Annotated in this window: 23 protein-coding genes and 1 other RNA gene; 14 read left to right on the top strand and 10 right to left on the bottom strand. The window is 32.6% G+C overall.

Annotated elements, in window-relative coordinates:
- Positions 1-69 precede the first annotated feature (69 nt).
- On the bottom strand, positions 70-660 hold the full coding sequence (locus QO190_RS12975) for a ribonuclease HII (protein WP_371463710.1): 591 nt from the start codon (positions 658-660) through the stop codon (positions 70-72).
- Between the two features lie 134 nt (positions 661-794).
- Here QO190_RS12975 and QO190_RS12970 point away from each other — a divergent pair, with 134 nt between their 5' ends.
- From QO190_RS12970 to QO190_RS12940, 7 genes are all read left to right on the top strand, one after another.
- Positions 795-3839, top strand: coding sequence for a SusC/RagA family TonB-linked outer membrane protein (locus QO190_RS12970; protein WP_371463708.1), 3045 nt, complete (start codon positions 795-797; stop codon positions 3837-3839).
- 41 nt (positions 3840-3880) lie between these two features.
- Positions 3881-5428 (top strand): SusD/RagB family nutrient-binding outer membrane lipoprotein, encoded by a 1548-nt coding sequence (locus QO190_RS12965; protein WP_371463706.1) that lies wholly within the window; start codon positions 3881-3883, stop codon positions 5426-5428.
- Between the two features lie 84 nt (positions 5429-5512).
- Complete coding sequence (argS, locus tag QO190_RS12960) at positions 5513-7270, top strand: arginine--tRNA ligase (protein ID WP_371463704.1); 1758 nt, start codon at positions 5513-5515, stop codon at positions 7268-7270.
- A gap of 260 nt (positions 7271-7530) precedes the next feature.
- Entirely contained in the window at positions 7531-8571 is a 1041-nt protein-coding gene (locus QO190_RS12955) for an AMP-binding protein (protein ID WP_371463703.1), read from the top strand.
- 275 nt (positions 8572-8846) lie between these two features.
- Positions 8847-9239, top strand: coding sequence for an alternative ribosome rescue aminoacyl-tRNA hydrolase ArfB (gene arfB / locus QO190_RS12950; protein WP_371463702.1), 393 nt, complete (start codon positions 8847-8849; stop codon positions 9237-9239).
- 709 nt (positions 9240-9948) lie between these two features.
- Complete coding sequence (locus QO190_RS12945) at positions 9949-10926, top strand: deoxyhypusine synthase family protein (RefSeq protein WP_213197378.1); 978 nt, start codon at positions 9949-9951, stop codon at positions 10924-10926.
- Between the two features lie 334 nt (positions 10927-11260).
- On the top strand, positions 11261-11575 hold the full coding sequence (locus QO190_RS12940; RefSeq protein ID WP_371463700.1) for an MGMT family protein: 315 nt from the start codon (positions 11261-11263) through the stop codon (positions 11573-11575).
- A gap of 132 nt (positions 11576-11707) precedes the next feature.
- Here QO190_RS12940 and recA read toward each other — a convergent pair whose 3' ends face one another.
- Positions 11708-12706 carry a recombinase RecA gene (gene recA, locus QO190_RS12935; protein ID WP_371463698.1) on the bottom strand — a complete coding sequence of 333 codons (999 nt, stop codon included), beginning with the start codon at positions 12704-12706 and terminating at the stop codon, positions 11708-11710.
- 165 nt (positions 12707-12871) lie between these two features.
- Between recA and QO190_RS12930 the strand changes: the two genes are divergently transcribed.
- On the top strand, positions 12872-13441 hold the full coding sequence (locus QO190_RS12930) for a histidine phosphatase family protein (RefSeq protein ID WP_371463696.1): 570 nt from the start codon (positions 12872-12874) through the stop codon (positions 13439-13441).
- 32 nt (positions 13442-13473) lie between these two features.
- Here the strand turns inward: QO190_RS12930 and QO190_RS12925 are convergent, their stop codons facing one another.
- The 6 genes from QO190_RS12925 to QO190_RS12900 form a co-directional block, all read right to left on the bottom strand.
- Complete coding sequence (locus QO190_RS12925; protein WP_371463694.1) at positions 13474-13986, bottom strand: DUF4252 domain-containing protein; 513 nt, start codon at positions 13984-13986, stop codon at positions 13474-13476.
- Positions 13987-14062: 76 nt separating this feature from the next.
- Entirely contained in the window at positions 14063-14629 is a 567-nt protein-coding gene (locus QO190_RS12920) for a DUF4252 domain-containing protein (RefSeq protein WP_371463692.1), read from the bottom strand.
- A gap of 12 nt (positions 14630-14641) precedes the next feature.
- A complete protein-coding gene (locus QO190_RS12915; protein ID WP_371463690.1) occupies positions 14642-15280 on the bottom strand; it encodes a hypothetical protein in 639 nt (212 codons plus the stop codon).
- Positions 15281-15291: 11 nt separating this feature from the next.
- Positions 15292-15801 (bottom strand): RNA polymerase sigma factor, encoded by a 510-nt coding sequence (locus tag QO190_RS12910; protein ID WP_069800582.1) that lies wholly within the window; start codon positions 15799-15801, stop codon positions 15292-15294.
- A 236-nt stretch (positions 15802-16037) separates the two neighbouring features.
- The gene (locus tag QO190_RS12905; protein ID WP_371463687.1) at positions 16038-17198 is read right to left on the bottom strand and encodes a GlmU family protein; all 1161 of its coding nucleotides are present in this window, start codon (positions 17196-17198) and stop codon (positions 16038-16040) included.
- 197 nt (positions 17199-17395) lie between these two features.
- Complete coding sequence (locus QO190_RS12900; RefSeq protein ID WP_371463685.1) at positions 17396-17647, bottom strand: type B 50S ribosomal protein L31; 252 nt, start codon at positions 17645-17647, stop codon at positions 17396-17398.
- Positions 17648-17856: 209 nt separating this feature from the next.
- Here QO190_RS12900 and QO190_RS12895 point away from each other — a divergent pair, with 209 nt between their 5' ends.
- The 4 genes from QO190_RS12895 to QO190_RS12880 all read left to right on the top strand — a co-directional run bounded on the left by QO190_RS12895 (position 17857) and on the right by QO190_RS12880 (position 20461).
- Positions 17857-19257 carry a hypothetical protein gene (locus QO190_RS12895; RefSeq protein ID WP_371463682.1) on the top strand — a complete coding sequence of 467 codons (1401 nt, stop codon included), beginning with the start codon at positions 17857-17859 and terminating at the stop codon, positions 19255-19257.
- 75 nt (positions 19258-19332) lie between these two features.
- A complete protein-coding gene (locus QO190_RS12890; RefSeq protein ID WP_213197388.1) occupies positions 19333-19659 on the top strand; it encodes a nucleotide pyrophosphohydrolase in 327 nt (108 codons plus the stop codon).
- Positions 19659-19895 carry a PspC family transcriptional regulator gene (locus tag QO190_RS12885; protein ID WP_371463680.1) on the top strand — a complete coding sequence of 79 codons (237 nt, stop codon included), beginning with the start codon at positions 19659-19661 and terminating at the stop codon, positions 19893-19895. Before QO190_RS12890 ends, QO190_RS12885 begins: the two co-directional genes overlap by 1 nt.
- 53 nt (positions 19896-19948) lie before the next feature.
- Positions 19949-20461, top strand: a complete 513-nt coding sequence (locus tag QO190_RS12880; RefSeq protein ID WP_371463679.1) for a GNAT family N-acetyltransferase — start codon at positions 19949-19951, stop codon at positions 20459-20461.
- An 8-nt stretch (positions 20462-20469) separates the two neighbouring features.
- Here QO190_RS12880 and QO190_RS12875 read toward each other — a convergent pair whose 3' ends face one another.
- Positions 20470-21201, bottom strand: a complete 732-nt coding sequence (locus QO190_RS12875; protein ID WP_104794186.1) for an SIMPL domain-containing protein — start codon at positions 21199-21201, stop codon at positions 20470-20472.
- A gap of 73 nt (positions 21202-21274) precedes the next feature.
- Entirely contained in the window at positions 21275-22003 is a 729-nt protein-coding gene (locus QO190_RS12870) for a hypothetical protein (protein ID WP_371463677.1), read from the bottom strand.
- A 291-nt stretch (positions 22004-22294) separates the two neighbouring features.
- On the opposite strand from QO190_RS12870, the gene ssrA reads away from it, so the two are divergent.
- Together ssrA and QO190_RS12860 are read left to right on the top strand one after the other, a co-directional pair.
- Positions 22295-22694, top strand: a transfer-messenger RNA (tmRNA) gene (gene ssrA, locus QO190_RS12865).
- Between the two features lie 103 nt (positions 22695-22797).
- On the top strand, positions 22798-23301 hold the full coding sequence (locus tag QO190_RS12860) for a hypothetical protein (protein ID WP_371463675.1): 504 nt from the start codon (positions 22798-22800) through the stop codon (positions 23299-23301).
- The last annotated feature ends 63 nt before the right edge of the window (positions 23302-23364 follow it).

Below are 23364 nucleotides of genomic sequence, written 5' to 3'. Positions count from 1 at the left end.
AAGCAAAAACGTTTTTACTTTGGTTTAATTATTTATTTTTGTCCTATAATCTGTATCGGTTTTTTAGGACTAGTCATAATCATAGTTTAATCTAAAAGATTGTCTATGATATTTCGTGGGGCCAAATTTCTTCAAAGCTTCTATGTGGACTTTAGTAGCATATCCCATGTTTTTATTCCAACCGTATTCAGGAAACTCTTCATGTAAACGAATCATGAGTTGGTCTCTGTAATTTTTAGCAAGAATAGAAGCCGCAGCAATAGATAATATTTTAGAATCTCCTTTTATAATACACTGATGAGGTATATAATTGTAAGGATGAAATTTATTCCCATCCACTAAAATTAATTCTGGTCTTATAGTAAGTTTATCAAGAGCATTATGCATAGCATGTATGCTAGCATTAAGAATATTGTGCTGGTCAATAAATTCTGGTGAAAGTTCTGCAATCGCATAATCTTTTACATTATTTTTAATGTAATCATTTAGCTCTAAACGTGTTTTGAAATTTAGTTTTTTAGAGTCATTAACTAAATTTTGCTCAAAATTATCGTCTAAAACCACTGCGGCAGCGACTACAGGACCACATAAACACCCTCTTCCTACTTCATCGCACCCTGCCTCCACATAATTTTCAGACCATTTTTTTATCAATTCCATAAATTTTAACGAAAAACCAACCTTCTTATTGAAAACATTGCAAAGTTAATAATTATTTAAGGTTTTATTAACAAAAAATTTGGATATGTTAATAATGTTTTGCATTTTTGTCTCAATGAAAAATTTAATTTGATATGAAGAAACTAACAAAAAGCGTTTTAGCTGTAGTTCTTTCTGCTTCATTTAGTGTTACATATGCACAAAAAGCAAAGACAGATACAGTAAAAACTAAGGATATCGAGGGGGTAGTAGTTACAGCCTTAGGTATTAAAAGAGATGAAAAGTCACTTTCTTATGCAAATCAAACAGTTAAGTCAAAAGATTTAAACTTAACACAGAATGTAGATGTCAAAGGGGCTATTGCAGGTAAAGTTGCTGGTGTGCAATTGAATGCGCAAGCAGGGTCTAAACTTGGTGATACAGGTAAGCTTAGATTAAGAGGTGCGGTGAGTTTATTAAGTGATGATGATCCAATCTATGTTCTAGATGGTGTAGTGGTTGATCCTAATACTATTGACATGGATAATGTTGAATCTGTGAATGTTCTTAAAGGTCCAAATGCTACTGCGCTTTATGGACAGAGAGCTCAATATGGGGTGGTTTTAATGACTTTGAAAAAGGGGGTTAAGAATAGGTTGAATGTGGAGTTGAACTCTACCATAACAGTTGATAAAGTTGCTAGAACAATGAAGTATCAAAATCAATATGGTCAAGGTTATGATGGGGATAGTTCATTGCAAACATTTGTATTCAATCCTTCTTTTCATCCTGCTGAATGGTCTGTTTTTGATGGTATGAGATATAAAGCTGGAGATAACAATTTAGCGGATGAATCTTGGGGTGCAAAATTTGATGGTCAAGATTATGTGCCATGGTATTCTTGGTGGAAAGATAGTCCTTATTATGGTAAAACAGCAAAATATGTTGCTCAGCCAAATAACGTGAAAGATTTCTACGAAAATGCAGTTAGTTTGAAAAATACTATTTCATTATCTGGAGGTAATGATAATTATACAGCTAGACTATCATTTACAAATTTAGATCAAAAAGGTATTACTCCATATACATTTTTGAAAAGAAATTATCTTAATATGAATTCTAATTACAAATTTACAGATAATTTCAACGTTGATTTTGTATTTAATTATTTAAGCGGAAAAGTTAGAGGAGAGTTTGATGATGGCTATTCTAACCAAACTTCAGGATCATTTAATCAATGGTTTGGTAGAGATTTGGATATCAAAAAAATGAAAGAACTAAAAGATTTAGAAACTCCTAATGGATATCATGCTTCGTGGAACTGGTGGGGACCTGATAATTGGGGAAGTGGAATTTATGAAAAACCTGCTTTCTGGTTTAACCCTTATACTTATATGGAGAGATATGAAAATTTTTCTCTTAGAGATAATTTAATGTTTTCTGTTTCTCCAAATTACAAGATAAATAATAATTTGTCTATTAGAGGAACTTTTTCAAGAAGAGATGATGGCAATAGTTTTAAATATTTTATGCCATACTCACTTACTAAAAGTGCATCTGGTACACAAGGAGGTTACATGGATTTCCTAAATGGATTTGGTTATAGTGACAGTAAAAGAGTTGAAGATAATTATGAAATTAGAGCTAATTATCAGAATAAATTTGGGAAATTTGATTTAAATGCATTTGTAGGAGGGATTATTACTAATTTTAATTGGTCAGGAAGTTCTGCTCAAATGGATGTATTTGGTAAATTAGGACAATTAATTATTCCAGATGTTTGGGACTTTAAAAATGCTGATATTGCACCTACATCTAATCCTTATAGTTATAAAAAGACAACAAAATCATTATTTGGAACATTTTCATTAGGTTATAATGATTTTATATATGTTGATGGTTCATTAAGAAATGATATAAATTCTGCATATTTTAATAATAATAATTCATTTATTACATTTTCACTAGGTGGCAGTGTGCTTTTACATAATCTTATAGAGAAGAATGACTTATTAACTTTCTTTAAGGTGAGAGCTGGTATTGCCCAAATAGCTGCAGATATTAGTGCTACAGCTCTAAATCCAGAATTTAGATATAATAGTCAACCATTTAAATCAGGTACAAAATCATATATCATTGCTCTACAGCCTACAAGATATGTGGATCCAAACTTAAAACCAGCAATTAATCAAAATTTTGAATTAGGAGCTGACTTAAAATTCTTAAAAAATAGAGTTTCGCTTTCTGCTACCTATTATAATGAAAAAAGAAATGATGAGCCAATTCCTGTAACGGTTCCTTCTTCAAGTGGAATGCTAGATACATTTATTAATTCTGCTGATGCAGTCAGAAAAGGGGTTGAATTATCACTTTCTGGTGATGTGTTAAAAAGCTCCAATGGTGTTAACTGGAATACTTCATTTAATTTTGCAAGAAACAAGTCAACGGTTGAGCGTGTTGCAGAAGGTTTAAATGCAATTAATTATGGATTTGCTCCTGCTTTTGGTTATGTTTCTGTAATTCAAAAGGAAGGTATGGAATGGGGACAATTAGTTGGAAATGGTTTCAAATTAGATGCAAATGGTAATAAGATACTTAATGCAAATGGGACTTATGCAGTAGAACAAAATAAATATTTTGGCTCTGTATTACCTAAATTTACAGGAGGTTTCTATAATACTTTAAGTTATAAAGGGATTACTTTAAGTGCTGCAATTGACTTTCAAAAAGGAGGTAAATTTTTCTCTCTTTCAGAACAATGGGGTAATTCCGGTGGTTTATTAGATGCGACAGCAGCAATTAATGATAGAGGATTTAATGTAAGAGATGATGTGAGTACTGGTGGTGGTGTACATGTAAAAGGAGTAAGCGAAACAGGTACTGCTATTGATACATATGTAGATGCATATACATATTTCACTCAATTCCATGGAAACAGACTTGCAGAGGAATATGTTCATGATGCAAGTTATATTAAATTGAGAGAAATGGCTGTAAGTTATTCTTTACCAAAATCATTAATAGGTTCAAAATTCCAAGGCATATCAGTGGGACTTGTTGCAAGAAATCCTTGGTTAATTTGGGTTGCAAAAGATAATCATCACAAATTTGATCCATCTGAAATGTCACAAGCTTATGGGGAAGATGGTCAATTACCAAGTACTAGAGGATTTGGTGTTAATGTAAAACTTAATTTCTAAAAGAAACTATTATGAAAAAAATAAAATCAATACTGTTATCTTTGACTGTTTTTTCTTTTGCTTTATCATGTGCAGACGAAAATTTTGGAGATAACTATAATAAAGATGTTAATGGTATTTATTCTTCAGATTATAAATCTTTAATGTCAGGAGCAATGATGAATTTTGCTCAAAATGGTGGTAATGCATATTTAATGAATCCTCAATTATATGTTCAATATCAATCACAATATGTTTATACCACGGAATCACTATATGGCGAAACAGCTTCTGCTTGGTCAAGATACTATGTTAATCAGATGAATTCATTAACTAAAATCATTCAAGATTATTCAGGCACTGTTACTCCAGCAATGGCAGTTCAAGGAAGTGCTCAAAATATGATTGGAGTGTCTAAGATTTTTAGAGCTATTGTGATGAAAAGAGTTACTGATGCATTTGGCGATGCACCTTTTTCTGAAGCAATGCAAATACAAAATGGAATTAAGACGCCAAAGTATGATTCTCAACAAGCCGTATATACTCAGATAATAAAAGACCTGAAAGATGGTAGAGATGCTCTTAACTCTTCAACTACAGCTCCTCAAGGGGACATTATATATGGAGGAAATGTAACTAAATGGAAGAAGTTAGCAAATTCTGTTTTATTACAAGTAGCTCTCCAGATGTCAAAAAAATATCCTTCAGCAACAGGTATTGCTGCTACAGAATTTAAAGCAGCTTTATCAAATTCTTCAGGAGTTATCGAAACTATTGCAGATGAGGCTTGGTTTACTTTTTCATCATCAAATTTGTTGCCTAATCCATTAAATGCTTTTAGAGCAGCTGACTATAGACTATCGAGAGAATTAGTTGAATCATTAAAAGGAACAACTACTTCTTTTAACAGAACTTCAAATCATACACCTGACACAAGATTAAAAATGTACAATAATGCATTTTCTATGAGTATTACAGGTCTTCCTTATGGTTATAGTTCTCAAGGTCTAACAGCAGCTGGTTATTCTGCGCCTTCATCAGCAACAAATTCTCAGAGTTTGAAATTTAGAGGAGCAGACTCTCCTATGAATTTGATGACAGCAGGTTATACATTTTTAAACAGAGCTGAAGCTGCAGCTAGAGGTTGGACAACAGAAAACGTAGAATTAATGCTATCTCAAGGAATTGTTTTAAATTATCAAACCTTGGACAAACATTATATTACGAATTCAGATAATTATGATAGAAATACAAATGTATGGGGAGGTCCTAATATTTCTGGTACTACTCTTCAACCAACAGTTTATGCAGATGCTTATGCTGCTGCAAGAGTTGCTGACATTACTGCTTTTGGAGCTTTAAGAGTAATTGGAGAAGAAAAATGGGTAGCTCTATTTAATAATGGTTTAGATTCATGGTCAGAATGGAGAAGAACCGGATATCCAAATTTAGTTCCAGCGACCAATGCTCTAAATGGTGGTGTAATACCTAGAAGAATGATTTATCCTTTGGAAGAGCAAAATTTTAATAGTGCAAATTATAAAACTGCTTTATCAGGATTAAATCCAGGGACTGACAGTAATAAGTCCAAAATTTGGTGGGATCAATAAAATTTGATTGTCAATAATACAATAAAAACCATCCGATTTTTCGGGTGGTTTTTTTATTTATTATCTTTGCATAAAATATAGAAAATGGATATTAAACAGCATATACAAAACTCTATTTCTGAGATTCTAAAAAATAATTATCAAATTGAAAATCTTGCTTTAGAAGTTCAACAAAACAAAACAGATTTTGAGGGAGATTTCACGGTAGTTATTTTTCCTTTGGTAAAGTTGGCAAAGAAAAGTCCAGATGTTTTAGGGAATGAATTGGGAAAAGAGTTAAAAAAGCAAGAAGCTATCGAAAACTTTAATGTAGTAAAAGGTTTTTTGAATTTATCTATTAATAACGAAGCATTTGTTCAGAATTTCAAAGAAATAAAATCTCAGTTTGACATAAAAGAAAATAAAAATCAAACCGTAATGGTAGAGTATTCTTCACCGAATACCAACAAACCATTACACCTTGGACACATCAGAAACAATTTATTGGGTTTTTCTGTGGCTCAAATTCTTAAAGAAGCAGGTTACAATGTCGTAAAAACTCAAATCATCAATGATAGAGGAATCCACATTTGCAAATCTATGCTCGCTTGGGAAAAATTCGGAAACGGAGAAACTCCAGAAACCTCTGGCTTAAAAGGAGATAAATTGGTAGGAAATTACTATGTAGAATTCGATAAAAATTATAAATCTCAAATTACAGAACTCAAAGAGCATGGTTTAGACGAAGAAACGGCAAAAAAACAAGCGCCAATAATTTTAGAAGCTCAAAAAATGCTTCTCGATTGGGAACAAAATAAACCAGAAGTTCGTGAACTTTGGGAAAAAATGAACGCTTGGGTTTATGCAGGTTTTAATGAAACTTACAAAAGATTAGGCGTAGATTTCGACCAAGTTCAGTACGAAAGCAATACCTATATTTTAGGAAAAGACATCATCGAGGAAGGTCTTGCAAAAGGTGTTTTCTTCAAAAAAGAAGATAATTCTGTTTGGATTGATTTAACTGAAGATGGACTTGATCAAAAACTCGTTCTTCGTGGTGACGGAACTTCTGTGTATATGACACAAGATTTGGGAACTGCAGTAGAACGTTTCAAACAAAATGATATTCAAAAACTCATCTATACCGTTGGAAACGAACAAGATTATCACTTCCAAGTATTATTTTTAATTCTGAAAAAATTAGGCTACGATTGGGCAAATCAATTGTATCACCTTTCTTATGGAATGGTAGAATTGCCAGAAGGTAAAATGAAATCCAGAGAAGGAACGGTGGTAGATGCAGATGATTTAATGCAAGAAATGTACGTTACCGCCAAAGAAAAATCTGAAGAACTAGGAAAACTAGAAGGTTTAACAAGCGAAGAAAAAGAAAAATCTTACGAAATTGTAGGCTTAGGTGCTCTTAAATATTTTATGTTGAAAGTAGATCCTAAAAAGAAAATGCTTTTCAATCCTGCAGAAAGTATTGATTTCAACGGAAATACAGGGCCTTTTATTCAATATACTTATGCTAGAATTCAATCTTTATTGAATAGAGCAAATTTTGTAGAAGCAGATTTTGGAAGTTATCAACCAAATGCTTCAGAGAAAGAATTAATTATGCAATTGTCTAATTATAAAGAAGTTGTGGAAAAAGCAGCTGAGACATTAAGTCCGGCTCAAGTTGCGAATTACGTTTACGATTTGGTGAAAACGTATAATTCTTTCTACCAAAACAATCCTGTAATGACTTTGGAAGACGAAAACGCTAAGCAATTCAAACTCCAAATTTCAGATTTAACTGCAAAAACCATCAAAAAATCCTTACATTTATTGGGAATTAATGTGGTAAACAGAATGTAATTTCTGTAAAAATAATGGCGTGCCCTTTTGTTTTCGCCATCACAAAACCCTTTCTGCATTTTAAAATGCAGAAAGGGTTTTTCACTTCAAAAAACAAAAGGTCGGTCTTCGGCAAGTCGCTTTTTACGGCGGCGGCGAAGCCGCCGCCGTAAAAGAGCTCCAACAATTGCCTTCGCCCTCACGCAAAAAATCGTTAACTTTACCACATAAATTTTTAAAACATAATAAATCTGCTCCATCAGCAAAATCAGCGAGAGAAAATGCAAATCGACTTCAAAAATTTTGATATAAAAAACATTCTTCCAAGAACAGAATTTGAAAAAAAAGTTCTTCAGTTTTTGCAAGATTGGTTTTCTCATTCTGAAACCGTTTCGGTACAAACATCGGGTTCTACAGGAATTCCGAAAGTCTTTGAAATCCAAAAAAAGAGAATGCTCAATTCGGCAAAAATGACTTGTGATTTTTTAGGATTGAAAGAAGGAGATACAGCTTTGCTTTGTTTGCCAGTTCAATATATTTCTGGTAAAATGATGCTGGTAAGAGCCATCGAAAGAAAACTGAAACTCATTATTACAACACCAACTTCAACTCCTGAAATATCTGAAAATATTGCTTTTTGTGCAATGACACCTTTGCAAGTTCAAAATTCTTTAGATAAAATTCATTTCATCAAAAATCTCATCATTGGAGGAGCAGCCGTTTCAGAAAAGTTGAAAAATGAAATCTTTACTACTCTTCAATTCTCCAATTCTCCCACTAGAATTTTCGAGACTTACGGAATGAGCGAAACGCTTTCTCACATTGCTTTGAAGCAGATTTCTCCTGTTCAGGAAAATTATTTTACGATTTTAAATGATGTTGAGATTTCTGTAGATGAAAGAAACTGTTTGAAAATTTTTGCCCCAAAACTCAATCCAGAAATTTTGCAAACCAACGATATTGTTGAATTATGGAATGAAAAGCAATTCAGGTTTTTAGGAAGATTTGATAATGTGATTAATTCTGGTGGAGTGAAAATCTTTGCCGAAGAATTAGAGAATTTAGTTAAAAAACATATTGATAAAAATTTAGTTTTCCTTGGAAAACCAGACGAAACTTTAGGTGAAAAATTGGTGTTAGTCTTCGAAGGAAAAGATGCTTCGACTACGCTCAGCATGACAGAAATTAAATCTAAAATTTATAATTTAGAATTTCCAAGCAAGTTTCATATTCCGAAAGAAATCTTATTTTTAGAGAAATTCCCAAGAGCGGAAAACGGTAAGGTTTTAAGGAAAGAAATACTTAAATTTCTCACAGATTGAGCAGGTTATGCAGATTTTCTTTAGTTTAGCCTTTTATTTTGCAATTAGATTTTTTATGATATTTTAATTTAAAGTTTAATTTTAACCACAAAAGTAACAAAAGATTTCCTTTATTCATAAGCTATCCAAAAGTAAAAAATAGGAATTTTACTTTTTTTACTTTTGAATTATTTGTTTTCAAGTTTTTCTTTTTGCTTCTTTTGCGGTAAAAAAAATGAGATTAAATTAACCAGAGGAACATCTGCTAAATCTGCTTTATCAGCGAGAGATAAATTATGAAAAATTTTGCGCACGAACTTTCTTACAAAACTTCCCGAAGTAGTGGAAGTGGCGGGCAAAATGTAAACAAAGTAGAAACTTCAGTAACAGTGATGTGGAAGTTAGAAGATTCTGCCGTATTTACAGATTTGGAGAAAGAAAGAATTGCTTTGAAATTGAAAAATAGAATTAATTTGGATGGAATTCTTCAGTTGACCGTTTCGGAAAGCAGAACACAATTGCAAAATAAAAAAATTGCGATTGAAAAGATTCAGGAATTGGTGAATAAATCGCTCATCGTTCCGAAGAAAAGAATTGCAACCAAACCGAGCCGAGCAAAAGTAGAAAAGCGTCTAGAAAGCAAAAAGAAACTCTCTGAGAAGAAAGAAAATAGAAAATTTAGGTTGTAAGAAATGATAAGATTTGGTTCCATAGGAATCAAAGGTTTGTAGAAATTATAAATAACGTTTAGCTGGAAGCTCCATTGGAGCGATACAAATAAAAAAAATATGAAAAAGTCAGTCTTCAGAATTGTTAACCGATTCAATAAAAAATTTCTCCCAAAATACAGCCATCTTGACCCAACGAAACTTACAAAATTTCAAAAAGGAATTTTGGCTTTTAGATATTATGTTTTAATCAATTCTTTGGATTGATTAAATTAAACTTTAAAATGGCGCGAGCGAAGCGAGCGTCAATTGTTTCCAAAGCAAACACACAGTTTGTCATTCTGAAAGAATCTAAATATAGTTTTAAATAATTTAGAATATTTTTTCCAAAGGATAGAACGTTTTCAAAAATTCCTCTGTCACTGCAAGGAGCGAAGCAATCAAGGGTGGATTCAAAAATTAAAAATTTTTGAAGACGGGGTAGTTTAGAATAGTGGAAAGAAAACCCAAAAGTACTTTCTAGCCTAGATTGAACGGTTTGTTTGAGCTCTTTTTAGAAATTTTTTCGTTCAGATTTTGTGCGTGGAGAATTTCTAAAAAAGCGAGTAGTGAAAGCGGGACTGTAAGTGAAAAGAAGTATAAAACGGCTTGCTTTTATAAAATTTTTACTTTTTACTTTTTACTTTTTACTTGGCTCTTATTTCTTATCTTTGCAAAAATTCTTATAAAAATGAGCAATAAACCGATTACCGAATTTATAGAAAAATATTATTTGCATTTTAATTCTGCTGCTTTGGTAGATGCTGCAAAAGGTTATGTAGCGCACCTAAAAGATGGTGGGAAAATGATGATTACTTTGGCTGGAGCGATGTCAACCGCAGAAATGGGGAAGATTTTGGCGGATATGATTCGTGAAGACAAAGTAGATATTATTTCTTGTACTGGAGCGAATTTAGAAGAAGATTTAATGAATTTGGTAGCGCATTCTCACTACGAAAGAGTGCCTCATTACAGAGATCTTACGCCTCAAGAAGAGTGGGATTTGCTAGAAAGAGGTTTAAATAGAGTTACCGATACTTGTATCCCAGAAGAAGAAGCGTTCAGAAGATTGCAGAAACATATTTATGAAATATGGAAAGATGCAGATTCTAAAGGAGAAAGATATTTTCCACATGAATATATGTATAAAATGATTCTTTCTGGAGTTCTAGAGCAATACTATGAAATCCCTAGAGAAAACTCTTGGATGATTGCTGCTGCAGAGAAAAATTTACCAATTGTAGTACCAGGTTGGGAAGATTCTACGATGGGAAATATTTTCGCAAGCTATTGTATTAAAGGAGATTTAAAAGCTTCTACTATGAAATCTGGAATTGAATATATGATGTTCTTAGCAGATTGGTATCCAAAAAACAGCGGTGGAAAAGGAGTAGGTTTCTTCCAAATTGGAGGAGGAATTGCAGGTGATTTCCCGATTTGTGTTGTGCCAATGTTGTATCAAGATATGGAAATGCACGACATCCCATTCTGGAGTTATTTCTGTCAGATTTCAGATTCTACCACATCTTACGGTTCGTATTCTGGAGCTGTACCAAACGAAAAAATTACTTGGGGCAAGCTAGATATTACCACACCGAAATTTATCGTTGAAAGTGATGCTACCATTTGTGCTCCACTAATTTTCAAATATATTTTAGAAAATTCATAAAGCTAAAGACGAAAGTTAGTCGCTGAAAATTATACAAACGCTCAAATTATTTTGGGCGTTTTTTTATTTTTTTGGAGCAACAAAATTTGTATTACTTAGAAACGCAGTCCCGCTTTTCGCTATATCTTTTTTGTTCAGATTTCGACTCCGCTCAATATGACAAAAAAGGATGTCGCTGCAATCGGGGCTAAATTTTACTTTTCGGTTTTTTATTTGAAGATTAAAAAATTTGGAAAATAATTGAGCGCGAGCGAAGCGAGCGTCAATTCCATAAAAAAAAATTATCTTTGAAATCATTTGATCTCTGAAATCTTACCTCTAAAATCTAATAAAAATGAAAGAAACCTTCAAACAACAAGTCTTTGAAATCATCAAAATGATTCCGATCGGTAGAGTTACAACTTATGGAGCAATTGCTAAAGCAGTTGGTTTTCCAAACTATTCTCGCCATGTAGGAAATGCTTTGAGGAATTATGATGAAGATTTCCCTGCACATAGAGTTTGTAGCGCTTGTGGAATTATTTCTGCGGTAAGTTGTATTCCAAAATTTACCGAAAAGTTAGCCAAAGAAGGAGTAGAAGTGAAAGGAAATAAAATTCAGAATTTTAAAAATATTTTTTGGAATCCTTTAGAAGAAATTAATTTGTAAAAGAGGGAAATCTCCTTTGTTAATTACAATTTAATATTGATAAGAATATTGCGGCAGCGAAGCTGCCGCAATATTCTTAAAAAAAAACCGGCGCGAGCAAAGCTCGCGCCGGTTTTGTATCTAAAAAAATTATTATTTTTCTTTAATAGCCACTTTTATTTTCTCAGCTAATTCTTCTAAAAGTTCAGGATTGTCTTTTAGTAATTCTTTCACGGCGTCTCTACCTTGTCCTAGTTTCGTATCGCCGTAGCTGAACCAAGAACCAGATTTTTTAACAATGTCAAATTCTACACCCAAATCTAGAATTTCGCCAACTTTAGAAATTCCTTCTCCGTACATAATATCGAATTCTGTATTTTTGAATGGTGGAGCAACTTTGTTTTTCACAATTTTTACTTTCACGCGGTTTCCTACAGCATCTTCACCTACTTTTATTGGTGAACCGCTTCTTCTGATATCAATTCTTACCGAAGCATAGAATTTCAAAGCATTTCCACCAGTGGTTGTTTCAGGATTTCCGAACATTACCCCGATTTTTTCTCTTAATTGGTTGATGAAAATCACCGTACATTTTGTTCTAGAAATTGTAGCTGTTAATTTTCTCAAAGCTTGAGACATTAATCTTGCATGCAATCCCATTTTAGAATCTCCCATTTCTCCTTCAATTTCTGCTTTTGGTGTCAAAGCTGCAACAGAGTCGATTACCACGATGTCAATCGCTCCAGAACGGATTAAGTTATCTGCAATTTCCAATGCTTGTTCACCATTATCTGGTTGAGAAATGATTAAATTTTCTACATCAATTCCCAATTTTTTAGCGTAAACTGCATCAAAAGCGTGTTCTGCATCTATGAAAGCCGCAATTCCGCCTTGTTTTTGAGATTCTGCAATTGCGTGCATGGTAAGTGTGGTTTTACCAGAAGATTCAGGGCCATAAATTTCGATGACTCTTCCTTTTGGATAACCGCCAACTCCCAAAGCAATATCTAAACCAAGTGAACCACTCGGAATTACTTCTACTTCTTCTACTGCATTGTCTCCCATTTTCATAACGGTACCTTTTCCGTAGGTTTTATCCATTTTTTCGAGGACTAATGCGAGTGCTTTTTTCTTATCGTCTATACTGCTCATTTTTTCTTAAATTTTATCAAAAATACAATTAATTTGTTTATACCTAGAAAGAAAATTTCGTTATTTTCTTCTTTTCTCCGACAAAGATAATATGGCTATGCGACAAAATATGTCGTGCAAACTGATTTAAAATTTTATTTTAGATTTGTAAGATAATTTTATATCATGAAAATATTTAAAAGAGCTTCATTTCTCCTTTTACTGTCCCTTTTCAGTTTTAATTTGACTTTTTCACAGCAAAAAGTAGATACTGTTTTTGTGGGTAAAGCGACCTCTAAAAATATAAAGCAAAGTATTGATAAAAAAGCTTTGGTTTATATTGTCGTAAGACATGGTGAGAAAGAAAATAATGGCAAAAATCCTCATCTTTCTGATGCAGGAAAAGAAAGGGCAAAACGTTTAGCTCAACTGTTCAGTAAAGTAAAAATTCAGAATGCTTTTAGTACCGATTTTTTCAGAACTCGAGAAACATTAGAGCCTTTGATTTTAGAGAAAAAGTTAGATTTGAAGATTTACAATCCAAAAGAAATTCCTGAATTTGTGAAAAATGATTTATCTAAAAACACTGGAGTCAATATTATTTCAGGGCATTCTAATACCAACCCAGTTTTGCTCAATGAATTAATTCAGCAACCTTTGTTCAAAGATATTCCAGACGAAAAATTTAATGACATTTACATTGTCAATTTTTTTGAAAATGATAAAAAAGTAAAAGTTTATCATTTATTATACTAAAAAAAACTGCCTCAAAAAGGGCAGTTTTTATTTTAATTATTTGCAACGGTATCTTTATTCTTTTTAGATAATTCTGTGATTCTTGAGATGTCATCCAAAGAAAATTTTCCTAAAACTTTTACGTAAACCAATTCTTTGTCGTCTCTCACAGTAATCAGTAAATCCTTAATCATGGTGTCTGAATCGGTAATGGCAGACATAATTTTAATTTTGGAATCCTTGCTGTTTACACTCATCAATTCTTGTAAATTACTGCCAAAAGATTGTCTAGAAAATTGATTAATCATTTTATCAGAAGCATTTTGTACAGTATAAACTTTTACTTTTCTAATTTTTTTGATCAGGCGAATAACATCTTCTGATTCACCGTCTTCTCTTAATGCTTTTTTGATGTAAGGTTTTACGATAAACATCGGAACATTTATTTTGGTAATGGTAGCGTTTCCTTTTGTTTCTTCGTTGTAGAGAGACTTTTCACTTACAATGCAAGATTGCAGAGAAACCAAAATGGTAAAAATTGCTATAAGTTTTAGAAATGATTTCATAAGTGTTAATTTTAGTTGACAATGGTTGAAAAGAATCGCCATTTTTAAAAATTTGTATAAATGGCGATTTCAGTGTTTATTTTTTAGGTTTTTCTGGTGTTTTAGGCGTTTTGTCTTCTTTTTGAACGTCATTAATCAAGTTAGAAACATCGTCCATAGAGATTTGTCCGTCTAACATCATCAAGATGTTTTCATCTTCAGAAGAAATGGTTAATAGCATGTTATTCAGTAAATTAGAACTTGTGTCTGCAGCTAAAAACTTGATTTTATTGTCTTTGCTGTTCAGCGTCATCAGTTCATCATATTTCAGATTTTTTACAGCAGCTAGAATTTCATTTTTTACTTTACTAGCTTCATTGATGGCAGCTAATTGAGCAGGGGTAGGATTTTCGGCTTTTTCAGGTTTTTCCATGATGAGGATTTTTAAACCATTCATTTTACTGATGAGCGGTTTAATTTTGTCCATATCAGAGTCATCAATATTGATGTTATTGAGCAATCTAAACATTGGCTTAGCAATCTTAATAGAAGTTACGCCTTCTGCTTCTTGATATTTTTCAAAAATTGCGTCTAATTTTTCAGTTTGAGCCAAAGCAAATACAGGCAAAAACATGAGGAATAGGAATGTGATAATATATTTCATTGTATTAATTTTTTAAAAGTTAATGGATAAATTTTTGATAGGCTCTGCCTGGTTTATAGTTTTGGTAACGTTACACGCGAAAAGTTGAAATGCTTCCTTCGTAATATCGATGGCTTCTTCTTCGTTATAGATTTTTTTGCCATTTACGATTACATAATCTGCGCTGTATTCTTCTGCTGGGTTTTCTAGAATTTCAGTAGAATTTTTTACGTTTGTAGATGGTTGAGAAGCAATATTTTGATGTTCATTTCTGAACTCGTGATTTATTTTTTTAGTGGGTTTTACGTTGTTTTTAGTAATTTTTATAATGTTTGAATTGCTGTTAATTTTTTGATTTTCAGTTGGTTTTATGATGTTGGTTTGTGCTGGTTTTTCTGAAGGATTACTTTCATTAGAAGCAATTGGTTTCAAAGTTGGTTCTGTAATGTCTGGGTTAAAAAACATCATCATTCCAAAAAGCGTAACCAAACTTGCTGCCATCCAATACCATTTTTGACTGCCACCACCAGATCCTTTTTTCAAAGGAATTACTTTAGTTTCCTCTGGTTTTTCTTCGGTTTTTTTCAAGAAATCTTCGAAATTCCAATCCATTTTTTCTTCCTTCAGTTCTCGGAAGATGTTTTGGTATTCTTTATCTATATTTGGGTTCATTTTTTTTTGTTTTAAATGTTTTGAATTTTTCTGTTTTCAAACGCTAACAGGTTGTTAATCTGTTCTTTTACTTTTTGTCTGGCTCTCATAAGATTCACTCTCACTGCATTTTCTTCTATTTCTAAAATCTCCGAGATTTCCGAGACTTCATATTCTTCTACATCTTTCAGGTGAATGACCAATTTCTGTTTTTCGGGGAGCGCATTGATAAATTCTAAAATTTTCTCCTTCAAGTTATTGGTTTCCATTTTGTAGAGTTCATTTCTATGAAGCTGAAAATCTGCAAAATTCTGTTTCACCGTTTCGTGTTTCAGTTTATTAAGACACTCGTTTTTCACACATTTTAGTACATAAGATTTTAAATTGAGATGTACCAATTCATCCTTTTTTTGCCAAAATTTTAGCATTAAATCCTGCACCAAATCTTCGGCTTCATCACTACTCACCAAGAATCGCTTCGCAAAACGATACATCTCGTCTTTCAAAACAAATACTGTATTCTTAAATGTTTCTTGGTTCATAGGTTAGTTTCTATAGGTAAGACAACGAAGGTCGGAAAAATATTACATCAGAAATGAAAATTTTTTATTTTCTTGATTTTTAGTCATTAAAAAAGCCGCTTTCAGAATTTTGAAAGCGGCTTGGATTTTTTGTTAATTATGTCATCCGTAAGAATCACATTTTAATGTCATAATTTTTTTGTTAAGATTCCTTCGGAATGACAAAAGCAACGTAGAAATCTTTGCGTTTAAAAAGACTAGCAATTCTCATAAACCCATTTCAGAATCTCCTTATCTTCTTCTGTTAAAGCTATTTTTCTTCTTGCCATAGCTTTTTCGGCAACTTCGTAAGCGGTTTCTAATCTAAATTTTTCATCTCCTTTAAATCCGCCCCAAGAAAAATGTTCAATCAAATTGGGTGGAAATCCACTTTTGAAAATATTAGCACCAACTCCCACTACAGTTCCTGTGTTAAATTGAGTGTTAATCGCAGTTTTAGAATGGTCTCCCATAATTAATCCGCAAAATTGAAGTCCAGTTTTTACAAATTTTTTAGATGGATAACTCCACAATTTTACTTCTGCATAATTGTTTTTGAGGTTAGAAGAATTGGTGTCGGCTCCAAGATTGCACCATTCTCCAATCACAGAATTTCCTACAAAACCTTCGTGACCTTTATTGGTAAAACCAGTGATGACAATATTATTCACTTCGCCGCCAACTTTAGAATGCGGACCAATCGTAGTAGCACCATAAATTTTAGAACCCATATTGATTTTAGAACCTTCACAAAGTGCTAAACTTCCTCTTACTACAGAACCTTCCATTATTTCTGCATTTTTGCCGATGTAGATTTTCCCAGTTTTGCAATTAAGCGTGGCAAATTCTATTTCGGCGCCTTCTTCTATAAATAAATCTTCTTTATTGCCCAAAAATCCGTTGGTTTCAGAAAGTGGAGCAGAAGTTCTTCCTTTGGTTACCAATTCAAAATCAAAATCAATGGCTTTATCATTTAAGGAAAATAAATCCGTAGCTTTTTTAAAGAAAATCAGTTCTTCGGTAATGTCTGTCATTTTCTCAATCTGCGAAAGCGAGAAGTTTTCCATGTTTAATCTCGCCGCCAAAACTTCGTTTTCATAAATCAAAGCTTCTCCCAATTGCAAATTTTTAATTTTAGCCAAAACATTTTCAGAAGGAAGAAAATTTGGAGTAATCAGTAAACTTTCTTTCTTTTCGTAAGATTTATATTTTTTTTGAAGATAATCTTCGGTGATGTAAGAAACTTCTAAAGAATCTAAGAGTTTTTGCCAACGTTCAGAAAACGTAAGAATTCCTGTTCTAAGTTCTGCGATTGGTTTGGTATAAGTAAGTGGAAGAAAATCTCCCCAAAATTGAGCATCAGAAAATATAAGTTGCATTTTAATTGAATGTTTATTATTAAAACTTTCTGTCATTCTGAGCGTAATGAAATGAAGTGAAGAATCTATTGAATAAAAAGATTCTTCATTTTGCTTTGCTTCATTCAGAATGACAAACGAAAAATTATTCTCAAAAATACAAAAAAAGTCCTTCAAAAATTTTGAAGGACTGATTTATTATGAAAAAATCGGCTAAATTACTTAGCGAATTTTTTGTATTTGTTCATGAATTTGTCTACTCTACCTGCAGTATCTACTAATTTTACTTTACCAGTGTAGAATGGGTGAGAAGTAGAAGAGATTTCCATTTTGATTAATGGATATTCTGTACCTTCGTAAACAATAGTATCTTTAGTTTCAGCTGTAGATTTGCAAAGAAACATTTCGTCATTACTCATGTCTTTGAATACAACTAATCTATAATTTTCTGGGTGAATTCCTGATTTCATATCTTTATTGTCTTTTTAAATTTTAGTTGATAATAATTGCGTGTAATGGCACTGCTTTTATTATTCTTAATTTTAGACTGCAAAAATAAAAATATTTTTTGAATTGACAAATAGCGTTTTAAGTTTTTGTGAAAGAAATTTTACAGTTTTTGCGTTTTTAGAAACAGTTCAGCTTTTTTCATTAACTTTACGCTTATTTTTAAACTTCCATGAAGACAAAATATTTTCTTTTTTTCGGGTTTTGGTTGGCTCTTTTTGTTATTTCTTGTAACAGAGATGAAATAGAATTTGATGCACCAAGCAAAAAACTCAGATTTTCGGTAGACACTTTGGTTCTAGACACGGTTTACAATCAGGTGAGAAGCGAAACCTATGCTGTAAAAATTTATAACGACGAGAATAAAGATATTTCCATTCCAAAGATTTATCTGGAATCAGGAAATTCTTCACTTTACAGAATTAATGTAGATGGAAAAGCAGGAACGGAATTTACCAATGTTCCCCTTCGTAAAAAAGACAGCCTTTATATTTTTGTAGAAATTGCTCCTATTGCTAATGCTCCAGAAGCGATTGCCGAAGAAAAAATTCAGATAGAATCACCAGTTGCGAATCAACACGTGACTTTGTTGTCAGTAGTTCAAGATGTGGAATTTTATATTTCTACCGAAAACAGTCCGAAAATTTTAACAGACAATACTTCTTGGAACAATAAAAAAGCCAAAATTATTTATGGCGATTTGAAATTAGCTGATGGAAAATCACTGACTATTTCTGAGGGAACAAAAGTTTATTTTCATAAAAATGCCAATTTGAAAATCGGGAAAAATGCTCAATTGATTGCCAATGGAGATTTAGGCAAAGAAGTAATTTTCCGCGGAGATAGAAATGATGCGAGATATGACACGCTTCCTCTTAACTGGGGCGGAATTCAGCTTGAACAAGGTGCAATTGCCAATTTAAAATATGCTAAAATTTTTGGTGGAACCACTGGTTTAGAACTCAATCACGCTTCTGCTACGCTTAAAAATACGATTGTTCATACTTTTCAAGATTTTGGAATTTTAGGAATTAATGCCACTGTAAATGCAGAAAATTTGGTGGTTAACAATTGTGGGCAAGCGAATTTAGGAGTTTTTAAAGGCGGAAATTATACTTTTTTACATGCTACTTTTGCCAATTATTGGAACTTAAATAGCACTTTGCCGAGTTTTGGAATCTATGCAACTAACGAATATAACAACGGAACTTCTAACGAACAAGGCGCTTTAACATTAAATCTTCAAAATTCTATCATTTACACCGAAAGAAATAACGCGATTCAGTTCAAGCCAACTACTGGACAAACATTTAATTATTTCATCGAGAATTGTTTGGTAAAATTTGATGCTGCAAACGCAGGTTTTACTTGGGACGGAAATGCTAAAATTGTGAATTCCATCAAAAACGAAGATCCAAAATTTGAGAATTATTTCACCCAAAAAATGAATTTGAGAGTGAAAGCTACTTCTCCTGCAAAAGCGAAAGGAAAGGTTTCCTCTGCAGCTTTGGTTCCTCTAGATATTGTAAAAGTGAACAGAACGACCAATCCTACTATTGGAGCGTATCAATAAAAAGTTTCGAGTTGTGGGTTTCGAGATACGAGATTATCTCGCAACACGCAACACGTACCTCGTAACAAAGAAATTATGGAAATAAAAATTCTACAAAATCAAGTTGACGAATGGATTAAAACCATTGGTGTTCGTTATTTTAATGAATTAACCAATATGGCAATGTTAACCGAAGAAGTAGGAGAAGTTGCCAGAATTATTGCCAGAAGATATGGTGAACAAAGCGAAAAAGAATCTGATAAATCTAAAGATTTAGGCGAAGAATTAGCAGATGTACTTTTTGTAACTTTGTGCTTGGCAAACCAAACTGGCGTAGATTTACAAGTCGCTTTTGATAAAAAGATGAAAGTAAAAACAGAAAGAGATTTTGACCGTCATCAAAATAATGAAAAACTGAAATAATGAGAGAACCCAAAATTATTACTGATTTAAGACACAAAGTAGAACATGAATGGTTCGGAACGCTCACCAGATTTGGGAGTAGACTGGGAATTCCTGTTTCTAAATTACGTGTATTTTTCATTTATTCCACTTTTGCGACTGCTGGTTTTTTCTTCTTGGTTTATCTCATGATGGCATTTACGCTTTGGGTAAAAGATATTTTCGTCACCAGAAGACCTAATGTTTTTGACCTATAAATAATGGTTTTTATTAAAATCAAAAAATCGCAAATCAAAAATTGTAAATAAAAATGGTTTGGTTCGAAGAATTACAAAACCGCAAGAAAATTTCTAAAATTTTCTACCGCTACGAAAAGACTTTTCCCGAAGAAGAAAGACGAAGCAAAGACCAATTTCTAGATTTGGCCGAAAATCCAGACGCTTTTGTTTATTCCATTAATCAGGAAGATGAAAATATAGGATACTGCGTAATTTGGGAGCTTCAAGGATTTTATTTTTTAGAGCATTTTGAAGTTTTCGAGGAATTTAGAAATCAAAAATTTGGAGAAAAAATTCTGGAAAGTTTACAAGAGAAATTCGAAAAACTGATTTTAGAAACTGAGCCTGATTCACTTTCAGAAATTGCTGAAAGAAGGTTGCGCTTTTACGAAAGAAATGGCTTTAGCGTCATAGAAAAAAATTACCTTCAACCAAGTTATGGTGAAGGTAAATATGCTGTTAATTTATTTTTAATGGCTAATTTCGAGCCTGAAAATTTAGAAACGTTAGTAAAAGAAATCCACGAAATTGTCTACGAAATCTAAAATTTCAACTAATCTACTTCATATTCTAATTTAATGGTAATACTCGCTTCTTTTTCTTTTGATTGAGTATTATAAGTTCCGCCGTAAGAAAAATCTTCGTTTGAATTTGGCGCGGTAATTTGGATAACACCCATGGTTGCTTTTTTAAGATTTCCTAAATCAGAACCTGCATTTTCTGCAATTTTTTCGGCGCGTTCTTTAGCATCTTTTGTAGCATTAGCAATCATTTCTTGTTTTACTTCCGCGAGTTTGGTGTAAAAATAATTCGGTCGAGAAGAAGTGAATTCTATTCCAAGATTGATAATTTCGGTGATATTTCTAGACAAGTTTTCAATTTTTGCCACATCTTTACTTTCTAATGAAACCGATTGAGTTAACTGGTAACCTGCAAAAGTTTGGTGACTGCTTCCATTAGCGTCTGAAACATAATTATATTGCTTCTGAATATCTACCGCAGAAAAAACGATTTCGTTTTTAGGAATTCCTTTAGAAATCAAATAGTTTTCGATGATTTTTCGATCGTTGGAAAGTGCATCATAAGCTTGTTTCAGTTCAAAGCTATTTCTGGAGAAGTTTCCGCTCCAAGTAATGAGGTCCGAAGTGAATTTTTTGGTTCCGAGACCGGTAACAGAGATGGTGTTTTCTGATTTGTTTCGGTTTTTGATGGCGCTTCCTAATAAGCCAAGTCCAATGATGAAGCCCAATGAAGCAACAGCAATGGCGATAATGTTTTTGTTCATAAAATTGTGATTTTAGGTGATGATTTGATAACTTTAAATTTACGAAAAATTATACATCAAATTCAATTCCATACTACTTTAACTTTCTAAAATCATTGATTTTTATTTCTGCTTGTTTTCTGAACTGAGCAATGTCGCTTCCTTTGAGATAACCATATTTATAAGCGTTCTTTAAATCTAAACTGCTCATTACATGAAAAATAAATCCCGAAATTTCACTTTTTTTAAGTCCTAAATCTGTAAAATAATCTTCGCCAAGAATTTCTAGAAAATCTTCGGCTAAATCTATTTGGTCTGCTTGATTAGAAACTTTTCCTACAGAAAAACCTTGCCCAACTGGTTGAACAAATTCGCCACCTCTTGGTTTTATAATTTCTGGGTCAGATTTTTCAGCAATATATTTAGAAATTTCTTTATTGAGTTTTACTTTTCTCACAGATTCTACTCTTCTAGCATCTTCTCTTAAATTGCCGGTGAGTTTGGTTTTAATTTCTACCTCTTCTATTTCTACTACGGATTTTATCAACGTAATTTTTATTGAATTTTTAAAATCTTCGGGTTTTACAGAATAGGTAATTCTGTCAAATTTTTGTTTTACGAATCGCAGTGCATCATTGTTTTTTGCAGAAATCATAAAATTGCCATCGCTGTCTGAATAGGCTTTTTCGTCGGTTCTGGTGTTGAGAATTAAAACACCCGATAATTCTAAGTTTTGTTCTGAGGTAATTTTGCCAAAGATGTATTCTTGTGCATGAAAAGAATGTGCGATAATGAATAAAAATAGGAGTAGAGTTTTCTTCATGGGTTATGATTAGCAGCCTCAAAATTATTTTGAAATTTGATTGCTGAAACAACTTTAACCGAGATTAACTTTTTTATGAGTTTTTAAGAGAGAAATTTTCAAAATTTGGTTAAAAAGTTCTAATGATAACGGAATTGCGCCCCGACTTTAGTAGAGCTCTTTTTTGTGCGGCGGCTTTGCCGCCACACAAAAAAAGCGGGAACGGAAGGCGGAAATTTGGCGCCACAATAAAAGAAATACAGAATTAAAATTTAGGTACATTTTTTGCTTATATTTGCATACTTAAAAATTGGGGTTGACTGGTTTCGACAGCAAGACCAATGGGTAAGTAAGCATGCAGAGAACCGTAGCGCGATCTCTTTAATCCCTTGCTACAGAATTTAACTGGCAACGAAGAGTTTGCTCTTGCTGCTTAATCCGAAGCTTAGTAGGATTAGCGTTTTTCCCGAAGTATAGTAAGGAAACAAGATGTCTCCCGAAAGTTCTGTTCTGCGACGTTCGATTCCGAGGCATAGAAAATGCGGAAATAAGTCCCGAAAAACTTCGGTTCGGGAACGAAAATTTTAGAAGATAAGCGTAAAGTTGGCTGTTTGCTGTCTGCTTTACGACGAAAACCAATAGCAAAATAAGCATGTAGAAAGCTTGCGTATTGCTTGTTTGGACGAGGGTTCGAATCCCTCCAACTCCACTGAAATCTGTAAATCAATGGTTTGCAGATTTTTTTATGATTTTTAACAGAATTGATAAAAACAAAGAAGAAAATTAATATTTTTATGCAACTAAATAATTAACCAATGAAAAAACTATTTCTATTATCGCTACTAGCGTTATTTTTTATCAGTTGTCAAGTTCAAGTTCCTCTTTCTGCTGATTACTGGACCAAAACTTCTAAAGTAGGAATTATGGTCAATGTAAATCCTGCTGCTAAATTTAGACAAGGTTCACAAGGATTATTAGACCTTGCATTGACTTCTGGAGATAAATATCAGCCAGTTCTTGCAAACATAGACAAAACCATGAATCCTCAGCAAGATTTAATCAGCATGTACACAGAAATTCTTAAATCAAAAGGAAAAGAAGTGGTATTGATTGATGAAAAATTCGATGCTAAAACTGCTCTAAAATTTGATAAATCAAATGCAGATAAGTCAAAAAAATATTCTAATTATGATTTTAGAGCACTAAAATCTAAATATGGAGTAGATGAAGTACTTTTTGTAAATGTAAACTACGGAATGATGATTTCTTACTACAGTATGATAGAAACTGGTAGAGCTGCATATACTGTCTTGTCCTGAAAAAAGTTGACTAAAAATTAGATAATATGTCAACAAAGAAGAAAATTTCAAAAATTCCAATTG

It is taken from the genome of Cloacibacterium sp. Arc13 (genome assembly GCF_041431305.1).
Lineage (GTDB): Bacteria > Bacteroidota > Bacteroidia > Flavobacteriales > Weeksellaceae > Cloacibacterium > Cloacibacterium caeni_B.
This window is presented reverse-complemented; position numbering and strand designations above follow the sequence as displayed.